Origin of the sequence: Hydrogenophaga sp. ZJX-1 (assembly GCF_048590325.1) — a bacterium.
GTDB lineage: Bacteria > Pseudomonadota > Gammaproteobacteria > Burkholderiales > Burkholderiaceae_C > Hydrogenophaga.
Map to the genome: position 1 here is coordinate 623,561 of NZ_JBMBRA010000004.1, position 17,621 is coordinate 641,181.

The following is a 17,621-nucleotide window of genomic DNA, read 5'->3' on the forward strand; positions in this document are numbered from 1 at the left end:
CGGTGCAGCTGGCTTCAGTCCACAAAGGCGCCCAGCGCCTGACTGAACGACCATTCAGAGGGGTCTTTGCCGAGCACACTGTCCAGGTCCAGGCCCAGGGTGAGTCCGACCATGTCCGGAAACGTGGCCGCAAGACCGTTGCTGTCCAGTTGCAGCTCTTCGGCACGGGCGCGCCAAGAAGCCAGATGCAGCAGACCCGCCAGCGGGTCGTACGCCTCACCCTCGAACGGACTCACCTGGTTGGACAGTGCCGAGACCATCTCGGACGGGAACTGCCACTTTTCCACCATGCCCGCGCCCACCTCGGCGTAGCTGAAGCCAAACGCCGCCATCTCCGCCGATGCACGCTGGAGATCCAGCGGCGGTGTCCCCATGTCAACCGGTCCTATTTCGTCGGGCATGGCGATGTGCATGATCAGGATGCCGATGCCGTGGATCAGGCCGGCGGTGAAGGCATTGCCCTCGTTCTGGTGCAGCAGGCCGGCCAGCGAACGTGCGATTTCGGCAGCGCGCAAGCTGTAGCGCCAGAACTGTTTGAGGTCGATGCCGGGCACGTTCTTGAAACTGGAGCCCAGCGCGGCGGCCATGACCAGCGAGCGCACATGGGTGAGCCCGAGCAGCGCCACCGCTTCATCGGCGCTGCCGATCTTGCGGCTGACACGGAAAAAAGCCGAGTTGGACAGGCGCAGCACCCGCGTGGTAAGCGCCGGATCGCGGCTGATGAGGTCGCCCACCCGCCTGGGGTTGGGGTCCTCCTTGTTCATCTCGGCCAACAGATCCGAAACGGTGCGCGGCATCGCCGGCAGGGCGCGGGGGTAGTTGAGCAGGGCTTCGAGTTGCATGGCGAAGGGAAGTCCGTGAAATGAAAAAGGTCTGAATACTTTCCATATCGGCCCGCTGTCCGCCAACTTGAGCCCCGGGAAACCCGGCCTCCGGGGGCTGGATTCAGCCTTTTTTCATGCCCTGCAGGCGCGCAAACGCCGAAGCCATCGCCGAGGCCGGCTGCACGGACGACGCCCCCGCGCCGGCCAGGCGACCACCGGCGCGGGGTCCTGAACGGACCGGCTCGAACCGGTTGTCGCGCGGCACCCCACCGTCCCGGCCGGAACGGGCCGGTGCATCGCCCAGTTTCATGGACAGGCCGATGCGCTTGCGTGCCACATCCACCTCCATCACCTTGACCTTGACGATGTCGCCGGTCTTGACCACTTCACGCGCGTCGTTGACGAACTTGTGGGCCAGCTGGCTCACATGGACCAGGCCGTCCTGGTGCACCCCCAGATCGATGAAAGCGCCGAACTGGGCGACGTTGCTGACCGTGCCCTCCAGGATCATGCCTTCGCGCAGGTCGCTGATGTCGTCCACACCATCGTTGAAGCGCGCCACCTGGAAATCCGGGCGCGGATCGCGACCCGGCTTCTCCAGCTCGGTGAAGATGTCTTTCACCGTGATGACACCAAATTTCTCGTTGGCAAACAGCTCTGGCCGCAGGGTCTTGAGCATGTCGGCCCGCCCCATGAGCGCGGCCACCGGCTGGCCGGTCTGGGCCATGATCTGCTCGACCACCGGATAGGTTTCCGGGTGCACTCCGGTCATGTCCAGCGGGTTGTCACCGCCGCGGATGCGCAGGAAGCCCGCGCTTTGTTCGAAGGTCTTGGAGCCCAGACCGGTCACATCGAGCAACTGCTGGCGGTTCCTGAACGCGCCGTTGGCTTCGCGCCAGCGCACCACCGATTTCGCCACCGTGGCCGAGAGGCCCGAAACACGCGACAGCAGCGGCACGCTGGCGGTGTTGAGGTCCACGCCCACGCCGTTCACGCAGTCTTCGACCACCGCTTCCAGCGTGCGCGCGAGTTCGCTCTGGTTCACGTCGTGCTGGTATTGGCCCACGCCGATGCTCTTGGGGTCGATCTTCACCAGCTCGGCCAGCGGGTCCTGCAGGCGGCGCGCGATGGAAGCGGCGCCACGCAGGCTCACGTCCACATCGGGCATTTCCAGGCTGGCGAATTCACTCGCCGAATAGACAGACGCGCCCGCCTCGCTGACCACCACCTTCTGCATGCCGTGGCAAGGGTGGCTGGCATCGGTTCCCTTCTGCACCAGCTTGATCAGGTCGGCGGCCAGTTTGTCGGTCTCACGGCTGGCGGTCCCGTTGCCGATCGCGATCAGACTCACGCCGTGCTTCTCACACAGCTTGGCCAGGGTGTGCAGCGCACCGTCCCAGTCGCGCCGGGGCTCGTGCGGGTACACGGTGGACGTATCGACCAGCTTGCCGGTGGCGTCCACCACCGCCACTTTCACGCCGGTGCGGATGCCTGGATCCAGGCCCATCACCACGCGCGGGCCGGCCGGCGCGGCCAGCAACAGGTCGCGCAGGTTGTCGGCAAACACCTTGATCGCCACCGCTTCGGCACTCTCGCGCAGGCGGGCAAACAGGTCGCGTTCGCTGGAGAGGCTGAGCTTGACGCGCCAGGTCCAGGCAACGCACTTGCGCAGCAGATCGTCGGCCTTGCGGCCCTGGTGGCTCCAGCGCAGGTGCAGCGCGATGCGGCCTTCGGCCAGTGACACCGTGGGCGCCGGCTTGCCGCTGGCGCTGAGCACGGCTTCGGGCTCGGGCAGCACCAGCTTGGCGTCCAGGATCTCCAGCGAGCGACCGCGAAACACCGCCAAGGCGCGGTGCGAGGGCACGCGGCTGATCGGTTCGTCGTAGTCGAAGTAGTCGCGGAACTTGGCCACGTCGGGATGGTTCTCGTCCTTGCCCGCCACCAGCTTGCTCTGCAACAGGCCTTCGGTCCAGAGCCATTCGCGCAGGTTCTGCAGCAGCGCTGCGTCTTCGGCCCAGCGTTCGCTCAGGATGTCGCGCACACCGTCGAGCACGGCGGGCACGGTGGAGAAATCCGCGCCAGGCTTGCCGTCGTCCAGCACCTCGGGCGGCTTCGTGAAGGCCGCAGCCTCTGCCATCGGGTCCAGTGTCGGGTCGGCAAACAGCTTGTCGGCCAGCGGCTCGATGCCGAACTCGCGCGCGATCTGGCCTTTGGTCCGGCGCTTCTGCTTGAACGGCAGGTACAGGTCTTCCAGTTCCTGCTTGGTGGGCGCGGCGGCGATGGCGGCTCGCAGTGCGGGTGTCAGCTTGCCCTGCTCGTCGATGCTTTTCAGCACGGTCGCGCGCCGGTCTTCGAGCTCACGCAAATAGCCCAGGCGGTATTCGAGTTCGCGCAGCTGGATGTCGTCCAGGCCGCCGGTGGCTTCCTTGCGGTAGCGCGCGATGAAGGGTACGGTGGCGCCACCGTCGAGCAGCTCCACAGCCGCCTTGACCTGATGAACGCCGACCCGGATTTCCTGCGCGATCTGCGCGATGATGGTGTGCATGTGACCCCTGTCGTCCTGCCCGCACGTTGGGCGGGGCTTCAAGAAGGGGCGCAGTTTGCCACAAGCCGGATGGCCCTCCAGCCAATGAGCACCCCGTTCCGACACTGGAACGGTGTACAAGGCCACGGGTGTCGCGGCTACGGTGCCGGATGCGACGGCACGTCCGATGATGGAGCTTGTGCCACCTCCCCCGGCAGCGGCCGGAAGCCCGGGTCCGGGCAGGGCAACTTCAGAAAAACACGCGTGCCCTGGCCCGGTGTGCTTCTGATCTCCAGCGTGCCCCCCACATTTGTGGCCCGGCGCTGCATGCCGGCCAGACCCTTGCTCCGGGCCGCCCGACGCCGCCGGTGGTCGTCAAAGCCCTTCCCGTTGTCCACGATGGTCAGCTCAATGCGCCGGCCCGTTTCATCGAATTCACACACCACACGGATCTCGGTCGCCTGGGCATGGCGCATCACGTTGGCGATCGCCTCCTGCGCGATCTTGAGGAACTGTGCGACGGCGTGCGGCGACAGCTGCCCCATGGCCGGACTGTCTTCGATATCCCACACCATGAGGATTCCCATGCGGTCCAGGCAGGGCTGAACCCGGTAACGCAGCATGGCCAGCGCTTCGAGCGGATGGGTCACGTCTTCGTACAGGCCGTCCACCATGATCTTGAGGTCCAGCAGGCACTGCTCCAGCGACACTGCAAGCGCCCTCTGTTCCGGGTCCCGCGCATCGAGCGAGGACAGGATCGCCACCAGGTGGGCACCCACGCCATCGTGCACGTCCTGGGCAATGCGCTGTCGCTCCTCATGACCGCTCTCTTCTTCGGCTGCGACTGAGTGTTGAAACGGGACACCCCGACCTCCGAACCGCCCGGACAACATCCACCAGGCGCAGACCAGTGCGGCCGGATAGGTATACGCGCCCGCCGAAGCCAACCACGGAGCCGACGCCACGGGCCACGCGGCAACCAGGGCACACAGCATCAGAAATGCCGACAACAGAAATCGCCCCCAGGCCACCGCCCGCGGGCGGCGCAGGAGCGATCGAAAAAGCACGACCAGCAACACACCCACAAAAATGAAATTCAACACCCGCCAGACGGTCAACCAGGCGGCCAGCGAGGTTGCCGCCCAGAGCCACAGCGACAACACACCGCCCAGCGCCTGGGTCCCGACGAGGCCCCACAAGCGTTGCGAAGACAGGGGCACACCGATCAGCACCAGCACGGTGGCCGCCGAGAGGCACACCTGAAGTCCGATGCGCTCGACGAACATGTCAAAGGCGTCGGGTGGATCGTCAGAGAAGCGGCCGATCCACAGCATGTACACCACCCAGGCCAGCAATCCGTAGGCCATGGCCACGTCAGCGCGCTTGCTCTCGCGCCCACCGCCATAAACCGTCAGGAACCCAACGGTCAGCGTGACCGAGAACAGTCCGACAAGGGGGCCGATGTGGTGCGACGGCATGCTGGACCTGGTTGCATCATGCGTTCAGGTCGACCGGCCCAGGCTAGGTCAGATCAACCTCTGGTGCGCCGCCAGATTGACCGCCTGCGCACGTGACTTGACGTGCAGCTTGCGGTAGATGTTGCGTATGTGGGTGTTGACCGTCTGCACGCTGAGCGAGAGCTTGGTCGCGATCTCGGCACTGGTGTGCCCCACCGACACCAGCCGGAGCACTTCGCGCTCCCGTTCCGACAAAGCCTGGCGCGCCGAACCATCACGCTCCGAGGCCTGCAGCTGCGCCATCGGCTGCTCCAGTTTCTGGAGCAAGCGACGCGCCAGGCTGGGTGTGATCGACGCGCCGCCGTTGAACACCTGGAGCACCGCCTGCGTGAAACTGCCGAACCAGGAGTTCTTGACCAGATAACCGGTGGCGCCGAGTTCAAAGGCGCGCATGGCGCGGACTTCATCGTCCATGATCGAGACCACGATCGCCTCGGCCTGGGGCCTCACCTGCTTCATGTGCTCGATCAGGTCAAAGCCCGAACCGTCACCCAGATTCAGGTCGACGATCATCACGTCGAACTCGCACATGGAGACCAGCCTGCGCCCTTCTCGCAGGCCATCGGCCTGCCCGACCATGTCGATGCGCATGTCGGACACCAGCTCGCCCGCGATCACGCGCCGGATATGGGGGTCGTCGTCGATCAGGATCACACGCACCGGCCGCCCCGGCTCATTGGCCAGAAAGTCGGGCCACATGGAAGGCTGGAAAGACCGGGACTCGGGTGGGTCCCGATCCGGCTTGCGGATACCAAATGCACTGGTCAGTGCGTCTGTGAAGAATGGGGCATTTTTCATGAGTCCTCCAGGAACTCGTTCAGACAAACATTTTCACAATCAACCGGCATCGCGGCGCGGCGACCCTGTCTCCTCCTGTGAAGCCAATGGCCTTCTCCGCACCTATGTACTTGAGCGCTTAAGGTAAGCTGAAATGAAACAAAATGCCATCATTACTCTCCCTCAAGCGGAGGATGGTTACAATTTTTAACAACGAGAGATGTGACGCTGTGCTCAAAAGCAAAAAAAGCCCCTCTTTCGATGGGGCTTAAAGGGTCAGGAAGGCCTGACCGTCGGGGAATCCCGGTTGTTGTCAGGCGAGGACGAAGTCCTGCGCGGTCACGTTGGCGGCATTCACACCGATGAGGGTGATGGAGTCGGCAGACCCGGTGAAGGAAACCACCGTGCCGGTCCCCACCACCCCCGTGATGCTGACCTCGGTACCAAAGGTTGCAGCGGAGATACCCAGACCGGAAATGTCCAGCAGATCCTGTCCATCAAGCGGGTTGCTGTCAAAGCCATTGATCGTGTCGGCGCCGAAGCCGGCGTTGAAGACAAACACATCGCTGTTGCCACCTCCGGCCATGGTGTCGTTGCCTGCACCGCCCTCGATGGTGTCGTTGCCATTGGCACCGAAGATGTTGTCCGCACCCGATCCCCCGGTGATCTGGTTGGACAGTGCGTTGCCCCTGAGCGTAGCTCCCGTTGCGTTGGTGGAGACGAGGTTTTCTACGTTTCGGCCCAGGGAGTAACTGGTTGTGGTGAACACCGTATCAACGCCACCAAGAAGTGCTTCGTTGATGAAGTCACTGGTATTGTCTACATGGTACGTGTCGTTCCCAGTCCCCCCCAACATTGTGTCAACGCCAGCACCTCCATCCAGCGTGTCGTCACCCGAACCACTCGTCAAACGGTTGTTCAACCCATTGCCGGTGCCAGAGAAACTACCCAATCCAGTAAAGCGAAGGTTCTCGACGTTGTCGGTCAGTGTGTACGCGGCTATGGTTGCCTGTACCTCGTCTGTCCCGGCGTTGAACGCCTCGAACACCACATCACCCGCATCGTCGACCAGGTAGATGTCATTCCCACCACTGCCGTCGAGATAATCGGCACCAGTCCCTCCATGGAGCGTGTCGGCTCCACCGTTGCCGATCACGGTGTCATTGCCGTTGCCGCCCACCAGACGGTTGTTTCCGCTGTTGCCGGTCAGCACGTTGTCCAGATCATTGCCGGCCAGGCGCGTGTTGGCGTTTCCAGTCAGCGTGGCATTTTCAAGATTCGCGCCAAGGGTGTACGCGGCAAGCGAGGACAACACCGTATCGACACCACCAGTGGCCGTCTCGATGATCACATCAGACAGACTGTCCAACACATAAGTGTCGTTTCCATCGCCACCCACCATGGTGTCATCGCCTGTTCCCCCATCCAGCAGGTCGTTGCCCAGCCCGCCGGACAGGAAGTCGTTGCTCGCCAGACCCAGAATGTGATCGGGTAAGTCCGTGCCGGTCAAACCGTCCACACCAGCGGTGCCGGTGATCACGTTGTACGCAGCCACCACCGCCGTTACCGGGGATGAGAGCACCGTCTCGTTCGCGCCGCGAGCGTCGGTGTAGGACGCTGCCACGCGCAACTGAACACCCACCGTTGCAGCGGTGTAACTGGTGCCAGTCTCCCCCACAATGTCGGACCAATCCACGCCGTTGGTCGAAGACTGCCACTGGTAGCCCACCGGTCCCATGCCATCGGCATCGGCCAGCGTGTTGCTGACAAACAGCGTCTGAGTCACAACCGGTGAGATGTCGTCAATCGACACCAGTCCGGTCGGCGCATCGTTGACGTTCTGCACGGGGCCCGTAGCGGACGAGGTCACGGACTCGTTGACGCCCAGGCCGTCGACGTAGGTGGCGATCACGCGCAGGGGGCGCTCCACTTGAGCATCACCCGGCACAAAGGTCTGTCCAGTTCCCACATCCACCCAGAGGGCATCGACGCCTGCGGTGCCGGTCATCATCTGCCAGGTGAAGCTCATCGAGCCGGGCTCTATTTCGTCCGGGTCGAAAAACTGCACAGATGCTGTCAGCGTCGCGTCTTCCCGCACAAGGCCTGTGATGAGCAACTCACCCACGGGGGGGGTGTTGGTACCGTTGACGGTGACGGTCAGGTCAGCGAATTCCAGGCGCTCGATGTTGAACAGGCGATCCGAGCCATCGAAGATGTCGTTGTTGTTACCGCCGCCCGCTGGCGCTGCAACCAGATGCGTCACGGTGATGGAGCCATCGGCCTCGCGGACCACACTGTAGTTCTCGCGCAGTTCCCGGTACACCGCGGTGTCGATACCGGTGTTGCCCTCATCCCCATCGATGATTTCGCGCACGATGCTCAGTTGTCCCGGGTTGAGGGTGCGGTCGAGCATCATGCTGTTGAGCGGACGTCCACCGAACAGGACTTCGCCTGTGAGGTTGTCGTAGACGACTCCGTTCAAGGTGTCGGCGGTCGCTTCAGGATGGTCGGGCACACCGCTGATGGCCAGACGAACGTTGAGCCACTTGTCGCCATCGATGATGTCGTTGCCGGCCTTGCCCATGAAGCGGTCATTGCCGCCTCCACCGAGCAGGATGTCGGCCGCGGTGTCGGACACGAAGGATGCGGTGTCAACACCCGTGCGCGAGACAGCTGTTTCGTCCATCACCACCACGGTCTTGGTCTCACCCGCCCAGGCAACCTGAACCCGGTCCAGATGCGCCACCAAGGCATCAAATCCAACGATGCGATCCACGCTGGACTGCAGCAGCGTGTTGGAGAAGGACTCCCACTTGTCGAACTCGTCGAATTCGGCAGCGGCACCGCCCACACCGATGGCCCCCGTGACCACCTGGCGGCCGGTCAGCACATCGTCGTGCACCCAGCCCGAGAGTCCTTCGACCAGGTCGAAACGGTCGCGCAGGATGACCGCCTCCTGGTTGACGAAGATCGGGATGCCCAGGTCCGAGTCGGCTCCGTTGGGATCGCTCTTGTGCACCGCCCAGTCAAAGCCGGCCATGCCGTTGCTGCGCTGGATGCCGGGGCCCTGGAACATGATGTCGTCGCCCGACTCCCCGTCGTAGTCGGTGTCATTGCCCTGGCCGTTGAGCACGTCGTGCCCAATGATCGGGCTGTTGAAGAACAGCTCCGAGTTCTCGCCGGCCAGCGTGTCAAAACCCTCGCCGCCTTCTATCCAGTCATTGCCTTCGTTGCCCAGCAACAGGTCGCCACCGTTGTTGCCGAGCACGAAGTCATCGCCCTCGCCCGCAAACACCTCCTGGGTGTCCGGACCGGTCATCACGAAGTCGTTGCCGCGGCCACCGAAGCCCAGAACGATGCCCGAACCCATGTGGATCACGTCGTTGCCGTCGTCGCCAAACAGGAAGTCGTCACCCCCGAGGTTGGTGATGATGTCGTCGCCGTCGCCGCCGTACACCTTGTCGGCCTCGTAGCCGCCATCGAGCCGGTCGTTGCCGCCATCGCCCCACAGGGTGTCGATGCCCAGACCACCGATCAGGGTGTCGCTCAGTTCCGAGCCGCCAAGCACGATGTGGTCCGAGCCGTTGTACTGCAGGAAGTGGTTGTTGCCGTCCTCGGCATTGAAGCCGGTGCGGATGAACAGCGGCTTGATGATGTCCATGACCGGGTTACCCCAGTTCGGGTCGTCGCCAATCTGCACCGCCTGGACCACTTCCAGGATGGCGTTGGGGGTGTCGAAGATCAGACCGGGGATGTGCCCCTGACCGGTCTCGCCCAGGTCGGTGTTGCGCATCACCAGGGCCGCGAAGCTGTTGCCTTCGAGCTGGTTCAGCAGGTTCATGCCCTGCGTGCGGCTCAGGTAGTAGAAGCGGTCACCGTTCTGCAGATTTTCCATCTGCGTTTCGAACACGAAGTTGAAGGTGGCTCCCAGCATGCCGCCGAACTCCTGCTTCTCTTCGGCAAGACCGCCGATCCAGAAGTCCACCAGGTTCAGGCCGGTTTCAACACCCGCCCAGCTGCCGGTGCTGTTGAGGTAGTCCAGGCGGTCCGCAGGCGCGGCTATGACAGTCTCGTCCCCGGTGCCCGGAATACCGTCCGGGTCGATCGTCTGGTCTCCGAGCACCAGCGCCATCGCCGCATCGCGTTTGTCCACGATGGTCAACGCGGATGTGATGCTGGTGTGGGTGCCATAGGCCGCGATGAAGTTGATCACCGACATCGGGTTCTTCATGTGGGTCGCAAAATCCGTCCAGCTCGTGTAGGGCGTGAGCCGCGAATCGCCGGTGGCTTCGAAGAACTGGGCGCGGGCGCTGTTCAGTGAAGGCACGCCCGTGTCACGGCCGCGTGCGATGTTCAAGGCACCCAGGTCCAGCGGGAGCCCGACCAGGTTGTTGCGCAAGGCATCGGTCACGAATTCGTCGATCTCGTTGCCGATCTGTTTGGTCATGCCGCGGATGATCTGACCCGCCGCAACCTCAGCCGACACCGCGCCGTCCTGATCGAACGCAACCGGGTTGAGAAAGGCTTCGATCAAGCCAATCTGCTGAGCACCCTCCGTGTTCGGGTCGGCGTCCACGATCTGGTTGTTCACATCCAGCCGGTCCACGGTTTCACGCAGCATCGAGTGGCCAAACCGGTACACGACGTGCGCGAACTCGGCCACGATGGCGGGATCAAGATCGGGCGAAGCCGAGAACACGAACGGGTCGATGGCGGGTTGCACCTTGCGGGCGAACTCCTCGAACACCAGATGCTGGTACTCCATCTCGGTGACGAAGCGGCCGGCCTGGAACAGGCGCTCGCCGTTCCAGACCAGTGCATCGATTTCCGGCTGTGTGGTCGGAACCGCACCGACCGGAACCAGCAGCCAGTCGTTGAGCGTGCCGAGGTCCCCACTGCTCAGGATGGTCTGCTTGTAGTCTTCCACCAGGCGGTTGTGTTCCGAGTGAAACACGGTGTGCACGGTGGTCAGGCCGATGTTTTCGTTGCCGCGTCCGTCGCCGGTGATGTAGTGGCGGTCCAGCAGTTCGTTGTCGTATGTGGTGTTCACGCCAAACGCGTTGGGCACAAGGGCATTGCCGGTGTCGGTATCGGCGTCCGCCGTCTTGAGCACGGCTGGCGTTCCCGGGTTGCGATCGTCATCCACCATGCCGGGAACGGCGTTGTGGGCAATGTCGTCCAGAAAGGCATGGCCCGTGCGCAGCGCGCCCACAGCAGATGGGCTGACGGGCGCGAGCGGGTCCCCTTCGACCACGATATCGTCTTCCGTATTGGCCACGCCATCCACACCCACACCCGTGATGATCTGGGCGTAGCCGTTGGCGCCCGGAATGAACTTGCCGTAAGGGTCGGTGCGCAGCAGCGGCACGTTGAGCACATCGTGGTCGCTCAACTCGATGCCCAGCATGCTGATTGCCTGTGCCTTCACTTCGCCCCAGTTGGCGATGCCGCCATTGGCGCCGTCCAGCAGGTGCCCGGTGGCGATCGTCTGTCCCGTGACCGGGTGCGTCATGTATTCGCGCAGGAACACCTGGTGCGACGGGTGCGAAGTGTAGGTCTGGTTCTGGTCCACGAACGGTGTCGTGGTGTTGATGGTTTCGTGGGTCTGGTCGTCCGCCGTTCCCATGATGCCGTCCGCGCCCGCGGTGGTCACGGTGGCTGCGCGTGTCAGCGCCATGAAGTTGGGACCGCCTTCCACGTAAAGCGGATCGTCCGGTTGCAGGGGGATGTAGACCGTGCCATTGCCTTCTTTGGGAATCAGGTCCAGCCCGTGGTCGAAGAACTGGCCGAACAGGGTCATCCAGCCGTTGAACGAGGGCGAAAGCCCGATGTCGGGCGACAGGTTTTCGATGGTGATGCTGCCGTTGGCCGAGATGTCAAGACCCTTCGATTCCGCCAGCAGCAGACGCGCCGCCGGGTCGGCCACTGCCAGGATTTCTGCGGTGTCGGCCATTGGGTCGGCCGAGCCCGCCAATTCAAGGGCCTTGAAGATGGCTGAAAAGTTGCCCAGCGTCTGGTCCGAAATCAGGTTGCTGATGATGCGCGGGTCGGCATCGGCGACGCTGATGTGGGAGTCGTAGTTGGTGTTGGTGATGATCGGCGCGCCCGAACCTTCAGGGCCCAGGGGCATCACGTCCCCGTCGGCGTCGTTCAGAAATTCGGGCTCCAGCAGGCGCGGCATGATCTGGTCAGCCGCGCCCAGCAACTCCTGACCCGGCAGGAGGCTGTTGTAGCTGCCATCAACGGTGCGCAGGCCCGATGGCAACAAGGCGCTGATGGGCGTGCCGTCCGGATGCGCAAGGATGCCGGTGGCTGCGTGGTATTCGGCAATGCGGATCTGTTCGAGAATTTTCTCGAGGTCGCCGAGGGTGACGGTGAAGTTGGCGGGTTTGGTGGCCATGGTGTTTCTCCGGAAATTCGTGGGGTTCGAGGGGCTTGGTGTTTACGCACAGGTCCGTTTGACAGGACCCATGGGCGGTGGCCGCTCGAGATGGATGTGGACGAAGTCCTGGAGCGTGATGACGGTTTTCATGCGATTCCCCTAGGTCTGCCTGGCCGACCCGCCAGGTGGGCTGCAACACACATGTTTCAAGTTGTGCTGCGGTGGGAATCAGTGTCACGAGCGTCACCTTTGGTATCAATACCGAGTCCGGCATACCTAAATCTGCGTACTCAATGCAACCGAAATGACGCACTACGTCTTACAAAACATCTTTGTTTTCAAGATCTTGCGCCCCACTTTTAGAAAATCATCGAAGAGTGATATACCGATTGACCGATATGAAAACTGGTGAATTCCTAATGTTTCATTTGTGTTTATTTGTAACTTCTTGATCTCCAGAAGCACGAACACACGGACAGAACCCACCCCTTTGATACACATGGGTTTCCAGTCGTGTTTTTTTTCACAACACCGGCCTGCTGGGGTTATTGGTGGTCGGTCTTTGCCAACCCGATCGTGCTGATGCACCCAGCCGGGGACACGTTGGGCCTGCTGGGCGCGTTGTGTGGAGTCGCTTGTGCAAATGTCCATGCCACCGACCTGGCGATGGAGAACAAAAAAGCCCGGCCTCCCACGGAGGCCGGGCAGATCGGTGGGGACACTGATCAGGCCAGCAGGAAATCGGCCTGGGTCACAGCCAGGTGGTTCGCCACCCCGACCAGCAAGATGCTGCCACCGTCAACGCCGTTGATGGTTACCAGGGTGTCTGTTCCGGCATCGGCCACCGACACGCGGGCGCCAAAGCTGCCTGCGTCGATGCCGAGGGCGGAGATGTCCAGCAGATCCTGACCGCCGGTGGGGTTGGCATCGAAGCCCACAATGCTGTCTGCACCGAAGGCGGCGGCGAAGACGAAGGTGTCCGTGCCTGCACCGCCATTCATCGTGTCGTTGCCATCACCACCGTGGAGCACGTCGCTTCCGCCATTGCCATTGAGCGTGTCGTTGCCCACGCCTCCCTGCAGGGTGTCGTCGCCATTGCCACCCGTCAGCGAATCGTCGCCACTCCCGGCCGTGAGGCTGTTTGCGATGCCGTTGCCGGTGCCGGTGAAGTTGCCTGCGCCGTCAAAGACCAGGTTGTCGACGTTGCCCGACAGGGCGTAGGTGTTGAGGGTCGTGAACACGGTGTCTGTCCCGGCGCCGAGCGCTTCAAGCACCAGATCCAGCGCGCTGTCGACCCGGTAGCTGTCGTTGCCGGCACCACCCAACATGCGGTCGTCGCCAGTTCCGCCATCGAGGCTGTCGTTGCCGGCCGCGCCCAGCAGCGTGTCGTTCCCGGCGCCGCCGAGCAGGGTATCGAGTCCGTCACCACCGTTCAGGATATCTGCATCGTCACCGCCATCCAGGCTGTCGTTGCCAGCCGCGCCCAGCAGCGTGTCGTTCCCGGTGCCGCCGAGCAAGGTATCGAGTCCGCCGCCACCGACCAGACGGTCCGCGCCATCACCGCCATCGAGAGCGTTGTTGCCAGCCCCTCCATTCAGCGTGTCGTCGCCGAGACCGCCGAACAGCGTGTCATCGCCGACTGCCCCGAACAAGGTGTCGTTTCCATCACCACCGATGACACTGTCATTGCCCGCGCCTCCAACGAGTCTGTCGTTGCCGGTGCCGCCGTCGATGGTGTCGTCACCGCCCAGCCCATTGACCGTGTCATTTCCCCCCAGCGCGAAGATGCTGTCCCCGAGTACCGTGCCGTTGATCAACTCACCCGCTTCTGTGCCAAAAATGGAGGGCAACACCAGCGAGGTCGGGAACGAGCGCACCTCCTCCAGCACCCCGTGTGCATCTTCGTACACCCCGCGGACGCGTATTGACAGTCCTGCAAGGTCCTGCGTCACCGTGAAGGTGGTTCCGGTCACCAGCTGGGCACCCACGCCGGTCTGGGTCACGATGTCCTGGAACCCCGTCCCAAGGTCCACCTGCCAGTAGTAGCTGAGTGGTCCGGGAATGACCCCGCCCGGGTTGTCCGCGTCCGTCACCTCGGCGGCCGATACCGTCAGCACCTGGCCGGTGACCGGTGTCGTCTCCACCTCTCCGGTCCCGGCATCCAGGATCAGCAACAGGCCCTCGGGTTCCGCGTTGAGACCGGCCGTGAGCACGATGGTCTCGTCGGCGAAACGCAGCCGTTCGATGTTGGTCAGGCGGTCGGTGCCGTCGATGCCCGCGCCGACCACGCCGCCCAGGATGTGCGCCACCGTGGTGACGCCGCCGACCGTGCTGATGTCGTAGTCCCCGCTGTTGCCGGAGAACACCGCGGTGTCGAAATTGACATCGGTGGGTGTCGTTCCGTTGCCGTCCAGGATCTCGCGCACGATCACCAGCTGGCCCGGGTTGTAGGTGCCGTCGAGCATGAACGGGACCATGGGCCGCATGCTGTCGAAGCTCGCGATCTCGGGCCCGGTGCCGTCAATGTTGGCGCGCACGCTGATGCGCACATTGAGCCACTTGTCACCATCGATCAGGTCGTCGCCGCCCCGCCCTTCGATCACGTCACTGCCGTCGCCGCCGAGGATGATGTTGCCGGCGCCAAAGCTGTCGTCGGTCGTCCCGGCGATGCCGTCCACACCGTTGCCGGCAGCCCCGACAAAGGCCCGCAGACCGCTGATGAGGTCAAAGTTGGTCAGCACGCTGCCCTGGGCGCCGGCGTTGGGTATCGAGATCGCATCGGCATCGTCACCGCGCAGGTAGTCGCTGTGGTGCGACCCGGACATGCCCTCCACTTCGGCAAACCGCGCAATGACGCCGGCGGCCACCGGGATCGGTCCGACATCGAAGGCCCGCACGCTCATGTCCATGCTGACCCCGAAGTCGTCGTCCTTGAAGGTCGCCCAGTCGAAGCCGGAGGCGCCCAGGTACTTGTCGCCAGGGCCGCTGCTGCCAACCATGATGTCGTCGCCACCTTCGCCGTTCATGATGTCGGCCAGGCCGCTGCCGATGTAGACGTCGTTGCCGACGATCATGTCCAGACCGAGCGGGTCGAAGTTGTCGCCCGGGCTGCCGTCGAGCAGGCCGCCTTCGAGCCAGTCGTCGCCCTCGTTGCCCATGTTCTGCTCGACGCCGTCGCTGCCGAGCATGAAGTCGTTGCCGGTACCGCCGAAGGCTTCGCCGCCGTCTTCGCCGTTGACGATGAAATCGTTGCCGAAGCCGCCGAGGATGAGGTTGAACAGGCCGTTGCCGGCATGAATCACGTCGTTGCCGTCGTCGCCCTGGATGTTGTCGTCGCCACCGAGGTCGGTGATGATGTCGTCGCCGGCGCCGCCACGGATGGCGTCGTTGCCGTCGCCGCCTTCGATGCGGTCGTTGCCACCGTCGCCCCAGAGCGAGTCGTCGCCGATGCCGCCGATCAGGGTGTCGTCGCCGGCGGTGCCACCCAGCACGACGTGGTCACCACCGGTGTACTGCAGGTAGTTGGTGTCGGGCCCTGCCGTCGCGGGATCGTCGCGGATCACCAGCGGCACCAGCGGGTTGTTGCCCTGCGGATCGCTGCTGCCGGTGGGGTCGTCGTCGAGGCTCTCGTCCACGACGGTCAGCGGGTCGTCCCCGAGCACACCGTCCGGGCCGGCCATCACGCTCTGGTTGAACTGCCGCGACTGGTCCACCTCCAGCATCAGGTTGGTCTGGAAAATCAGTGCCGGCAGGTGGGTGATGTCGGTGGCGGCCATCACCATCTTGGCGAAGGAGTTGTTCTCCAGCTCGGTCACGAAGTTCAGACCGGCCGTGCGTTCCAGGTAGTAGAAGCGGTCGGCGTTCTGCAGCTTCTCCATCTGCTCTTCAAACACGAAGTTGAAGGTGGAACCCAGCATGCCGCCGAACGGCGTCTTGGCCTCGGCCAGGCCACCGATCCAGAAGTCGACCAGATTGAGGCCCGTCTCCACGCCGGCCCAGGCACCCTGGCTCATGAGGAAGTCGATGCGGTCGGCCGGTGCGGCGACGACGGTCTCGTCCCCGCTGCCCGGAATGCCGTCCGGGTCGATCGTCTGGTCTCCCAGCACGATCAGATTGGCGGCGGCGCGCTTTTCCGCCATCGTGGTGGCCAAAGTGATGCTGTCGTGCGTGCCGTAGGCCGCGATGAAGTTCACCAGCGACTCCGGGTGCTTGATGTGCTGCACGAACTCGAACCAGCTCTCGTAGGGCTTGAGCAGGCTGTTGCCCGTGGCCTCGTAGAACTGGGTCCGGGCGGCGTTCAACGACGGGATGCCGGTGTCCCGGCCGCGCGCCAGGTTGATGGCGGGCAGGTCCAGCGGCAGGCCCAGCAGGTTGTTGCGCAGGGCCTCGGTCACGAACTCGTCGATCTCGTTGCCCACCTGGCGCGTCAGGCCGCGAATGATCGCGCCCGCCGCCGCTTCCGGTGTCGGCCCGCTGGCGGCGAAGGCCAGCGGGTTGAGGAAGGCGTCGATCAGGCCGATCTCGCTGTTGACGTAGTTGGCATCCAGCCGGTCGATGGTTTCGGTCAGCATGGAGTGGCCGAAGCGGTACACCGTGTGCGCAAACTCGGCAACGATCGAGGGGTCGATCTCGGTCTGGTAGTTCTGCAGGTTGGGGATGAACGGATCGATGCCCGGCTGGATGGTGCGTGCGAACTCCTCGAACACCAGGTGCTGGTACTGCATCTCGGTGCCGAACTTCGCGGTCTGGAACAGGCGCTCGCCGTTCCACACCAGGGTCGACAGGTCGGCGGGGACCTCCGTCACCTCGGTCAGCAGCCACTCGTTGAGGAAGGTCACGTCACCGCCCCGCGCCGTGTCGAGCACCACCTCCTTGGTGTGTTCGACCAGGCGGTTGTGTTCGTGGTGGAAAACGTGGTGCACGGTGGTCAGGCCGATGTTTTCATTGACCCGGCCGTCGCCCGCGATGTAGTGGGCGTCCAGCAGTTCGTTGTCGTAGGTGCCTGCCGCCACCGGGCCACCCGCCACGGTATCGGCGTCGGCCACCAGCGGGGCACCGGTCTGGCCATCGACGGGATTGGCGGTGTGGGCGATGTCGACCAGGAACGCGTGGCCGGAGCTGACCGCGTTGACCACGCTGATCGGTGCGGCCGGGTTGCCCTCGACCAGGGCGCCGCCCTCCATCACCACCTGCGGGAAGCCGTTGGGTCCGCGGATGAACTTGCCGTATTGGTCGGTGGCGAGCAGCGGCACGCTCAAGGCATTGAGGTCGGTGAGTTCGATGCCCAGGATGTCGCGTGCCTGCGCCTTCACGACCGCCCAGGTCGCCATGCCGCCGAGGATCACGTCGTCTGCGGTGCCGTAGATGCCATCGCCACCCAGATCGCGGTTGACGATCAGGCCACCGGTGGCCTGGGGTTCGCCGTTGGCGTCGAACTCGTAGGCCCGCAGGAACACCTGATGCGACGGGTGCGAGCTGTAGGTCTGGTTCTGATCGACGAAGGGCGAGGTGGTGTTGGTTTGTTCGTGGATGTCGTCGGCCGTGCCCAGAACTCCGTCTGCACCAGGCTGATTCGTCGCGCGGGTCACCACCATGAA

The 17,621-nt window shown here is 63.7% G+C and carries 6 protein-coding genes; all 6 read right to left on the minus strand.

Annotation, left to right across the window (positions count from 1 at the left end; translation table 11 throughout):
* Positions 1-14: 14 nt before the first annotated feature.
* A complete protein-coding gene (locus tag ACN5W5_RS14885; protein ID WP_420049249.1) occupies positions 15-842 on the minus strand; it encodes an HDOD domain-containing protein in 828 nt (275 codons plus the stop codon).
* A gap of 103 nt (positions 843-945) precedes the next feature.
* The gene (locus tag ACN5W5_RS14890) at positions 946-3,369 is read right to left on the minus strand and encodes a Tex family protein (protein WP_420049250.1); all 2,424 of its coding nucleotides are present in this window, start codon (positions 3,367-3,369) and stop codon (positions 946-948) included.
* Positions 3,370-3,506: 137 nt separating this feature from the next.
* Complete coding sequence (locus tag ACN5W5_RS14895) at positions 3,507-4,826, minus strand: sensor histidine kinase (RefSeq protein ID WP_420049251.1); 1,320 nt, start codon at positions 4,824-4,826, stop codon at positions 3,507-3,509.
* A 48-nt stretch (positions 4,827-4,874) separates the two neighbouring features.
* The gene (locus ACN5W5_RS14900) at positions 4,875-5,564 is read right to left on the minus strand and encodes a response regulator transcription factor (protein ID WP_420049252.1); all 690 of its coding nucleotides are present in this window, start codon (positions 5,562-5,564) and stop codon (positions 4,875-4,877) included.
* 391 nt (positions 5,565-5,955) lie between these two features.
* Positions 5,956-12,042 (minus strand): peroxidase family protein, encoded by a 6,087-nt coding sequence (locus ACN5W5_RS14905; RefSeq protein ID WP_420049253.1) that lies wholly within the window; start codon positions 12,040-12,042, stop codon positions 5,956-5,958.
* A gap of 707 nt (positions 12,043-12,749) precedes the next feature.
* The coding region (locus tag ACN5W5_RS14910) for a peroxidase family protein (protein ID WP_420049254.1) at positions 12,750-17,621 on the minus strand (4,872 nt) is incomplete at its 5' end.

Coding starts and splice junctions, on each gene's coding strand:
- ACN5W5_RS14885 (WP_420049249.1), bottom strand. CDS start 842: ATGCAACTCGAAGCCCTGCTCAACTACCCCCGCGCCCTGCCGGCGATG.
- ACN5W5_RS14890 (WP_420049250.1), bottom strand. CDS start 3,369: ATGCACACCATCATCGCGCAGATCGCGCAGGAAATCCGGGTCGGCGTT.
- ACN5W5_RS14895 (WP_420049251.1), bottom strand. CDS start 4,826: ATGCCGTCGCACCACATCGGCCCCCTTGTCGGACTGTTCTCGGTCACG.
- ACN5W5_RS14900 (WP_420049252.1), bottom strand. CDS start 5,564: ATGTGGCCCGACTTTCTGGCCAATGAGCCGGGGCGGCCGGTGCGTGTG.
- ACN5W5_RS14905 (WP_420049253.1), bottom strand. CDS start 12,042: ATGGCCACCAAACCCGCCAACTTCACCGTCACCCTCGGCGACCTCGAG.